The following is a 3174-nucleotide window of genomic DNA, read 5'->3' as shown; positions in this document are numbered from 1 at the left end:
GGGCCGGCGGGGCGGGGGGCTGCGCCGGCGGGGCGGGGGGCTGCGCCGGCGGGGCGGGGGGCTGCGCCGGCGGACCCCATACGGCGGCCGACCCGGCGGGGCGGGTCCGCTCCGTCCATGCCTTGCCGTCCCACCAGCGCTCGGTGGCGGGACCGTCACTTGTCTGCCCCGGGTCGGGGTACCACCCGGGAGGAGTCACCTGCGTCATGTCCCCACCGTATGAGGCGTCCGTGAAAGCGGTATGAGAGGGCCCGGCTCCGCGACGGCGGTCGCGATGGAGCACAGGTGATGACATGTCGGGTTTTCCCCCGGGAGGTGCGGGAGCGCCGCGTCGCCCGCCTGCCCCGCACGTCACCCGTCACGGGAACAGCTGCCCCGTCCGGCCTCCGTTCGGACGGCCCGGCCGCTAGGCTCGGCATCCGTACGTCGTTCGGGCGACTGGGGAGGTAGCGGGATGACGGAGGTACGGCCGGATGCGGCCGCCTCGGCCTCCCTGTGGGAGCGCGACGAGGAAGTCACCACCATCCTGCGCGCGGTCGACGCCCTGTGCGCCGACCGCACGTCCCGCGGCGGACTGCTGCTCCTCCAGGGCGAGGCCGGACTCGGCAAGACCGCCCTGCTGGCCGAGACCCGCCGCATCGCCGAGGCGCGCGGCTGCGCGGTGTGGTCGGCGCGCGGCGGCGAGATCCTCAGGGCCGTCCCGTTCAACGTGGTCCGCCAACTCCTGCAGCCCGCGCTGCTGTCGCTGATGCCCGAGGAGGCCCGCGAGTACCTCGGGGAGTGGTACGGCATCGCGGGCCCCGCCCTCGGCATCGCGGAGCCCGGCGACGGCGAGGCCGACCCGCGCGGCGTGTGCGAAGGCCTGGTCGACGCCGTGAGCCGGCTCGCCGGACGCGACTGGCCGCTGGTGCTGACGATCGACGACGCCCACTGGGCCGACGAGGAGAGCCTGCGCTGGCTCGCCGCCTTCGCCGAACGCCTCGACGAAGCGCCCGTCCTGCTCGTGGTCACCCGCAGGCCGGGCGAGGTCGGCGGGGACGGCGCCCGGCTGCTGGAGACCGTCGCCGCCGCCGCGGGCGTCCGCACCCTCAGCTCCCTGTCCCCGGACGCCACCGCCGCCCTCACCCGCACCACCCTCGGTCCGCACGCCGACGCCCCCTTCTGCCGCGAGGTGTGGGCGGTCACCGGCGGCAACCCCTACGAGACCGTGGAACTCCTCGCCAAGGTGCGCGACAGCGAACTCGAACCCGTCGAGGCGCGCGCCGGCGAACTGCGCGACCTGAACCGCTCCGCCCGCGGCGGCGGCCTCGTCGCCCGCCTGGAAGAACTGGGCATCGACGCCACCCGGTTCGCCTGGGCCGCCGCCATCCTGGGCACCGGCATCTCCGTCGGCCTCGTCGCCCGGCTCGCGACCATGGGCCGCGAGGACGCGGTGCGCTGCGCCGAACTGCTGCGCGGCGCCCGCATCCTCACCGAGCCCGACCCGGCGAGCGCGCGGGGCGGCGACAGCGACCTGGAGTTCGTGCACCCGCTCATCGCCACCGCCGTCTACAACTCCATCCCGGACGCCCTGCGCACCGCCATGCACGGCATCGCCGCCCAGGTCGTCGCCGACTCCGGCCTCGGTGCCGCGGCCGCCTCCCGGCACCTGCTCCAGGTCCACCCGGACGACGACGAGGAACTCGTCGACCAGCTGCGGCAGGCCGCCCGCGAACACCTCGCCGTCGGCGCCCCCGAGGCCGCCCGCCGCTGCCTGGAGCGGGCCCTGCTGGAGCCGCCCACTCCCGACGTGCACGCGCGCGTGCTCTACGAACTGGGCTGCGCCACGCTGCTCACCGCCCCCGCCACCACCATCGACCACCTGCAGATGGCCCTGGGCATGCCCGGCCTGGACGGCCCGGTCCGCGTGGACGCCGTCTGGCGGCTGTCCCAGGCCCTGCTGCACAACAACCAGCTGGAGGAGGCCGTCCGCACGGTCGAGGCCGAGGCCGCCCGCCACGAACCGGGCCCCGTCCGGCTGCGGCTGCATGCCGTCCAGTACATGTGGGAGGGCCTGCACACCGGCGAGACCATCACCCCCGACCGCTCCGAACGGCTCGCCGAACTCGCCGCGGGCTGCACCGGACGCGACAACTCCGAACGGGCCCTGCTGATCCTGCGCGGCTTCGACGCCATGGCCCGCGGCGAGAACGCCGAGGAGGTCGCCGAACTGTGCGACCGCGCCCTCGTCAACGGCCGGCTCGCCCCGGGCCTCGGCTGGACCGACACCGAGTGGGGCGTCGAACTGCTGCTGATGCTCGCCAGCGCCTACGCCTACAGCGACCGCCTGGACCGCGCCGAAACCCTGTACAACGAAGCACTGCGCGCCTACGAGAGCGCCCACTGGAACGGCGGCCACCTCGCCCTCGCCCACGCCTACGTCGGCCTGGGCCACCGCAGGCGCGGCCGGCTGCGCGAGGCGGAGGCGGCGCTGCGCGAGTCGCTGCGCATCGCCGAACGGGTCGGCCGCGGACTGCCCCTGTACTGGACCGCCACCTGCAACCTCGTCGACACCCTGCTCGCCCGCGGCCACGTCGCACAGGCCTGGGAGATCGCCGAGCGGTACGGGTTCGCCCCGCCCTACCCGGCCACCATCGTGATCCCCGACCCGCGCAGCGTCCGCGGCCGGCTGCTGCTCGCCGCCGGCCGTACGAAGGAGGGCGTGGCCGAACTGGAGGCCGCCGAGAAGGCGGCGGCCGTCCGCGGCCACCACAACCCGGTCATGGTGCCCTGGGCGGCCGACCTGGCCCGCGCCCTCGCCGCCGAGGAACCGGCCCGCGCCGCACGGCTCGCGGCCGACGTCCGCCGCCAGGCCGAGCGGTTCGGCACCGACACCGCCATAGGAGAGGCCCTGCGCTGCGCCGCCGCGCTGGAGACCGGCCAGCGCGCGGTCCGCCTGGCCGCCCAGGCCGTCACCTACCTCGAAGCCTCCCCCTGCCAGTACGAACACGCCGCCGCCCGCGTCGAGTACGGCATCGCCTCCCGGTCCGTCGCCGAGCTGAAGCGGGGCCTGGCGCTGGCGCGTTCGTGCGGCGCGGACGGCCTGGCGGCCCGGGCCCGTGACGTCCTGGAGTCGGGCGCCGGGCTGCGGTAGCACCGCGCGGGGCCCGGGGCCCCGGGGCGCGCGCCCGCCGG

2 protein-coding genes are annotated in these 3174 nt (G+C 76.2%); one reads left to right on the top strand and one right to left on the bottom strand.

What is annotated here, in order from left to right; genetic code table 11:
* A partial coding sequence (locus ACFC02_RS42125) for a DUF2510 domain-containing protein (RefSeq protein ID WP_376368252.1) occupies positions 1 to 208 on the bottom strand: 208 nt, incomplete at its 3' end.
* 246 nt (positions 209 to 454) lie between these two features.
* Here ACFC02_RS42125 and ACFC02_RS42120 point away from each other — a divergent pair.
* Positions 455 to 3133, top strand: a complete 2679-nt coding sequence (locus ACFC02_RS42120) for an AAA family ATPase (RefSeq protein ID WP_376368250.1) — start codon at positions 455 to 457, stop codon at positions 3131 to 3133.
* Positions 3134 to 3174: the final 41 nt, after the last annotated feature.

Origin of the sequence: Streptomyces sp. NPDC056160, assembly GCF_042268205.1 — a bacterium.
In the GTDB taxonomy this organism is placed as follows: domain Bacteria; phylum Actinomycetota; class Actinomycetes; order Streptomycetales; family Streptomycetaceae; genus Streptomyces.
This window is presented reverse-complemented; position numbering and strand designations above follow the sequence as displayed.

What these genes read in the sequence shown, in the direction of transcription:
- ACFC02_RS42120 (WP_376368250.1), top strand. Translation starts at nt 455, where the DNA reads ATGACGGAGGTACGGCCGGATGCGGCCGCCTCGGCCTCCCTGTGGGAG.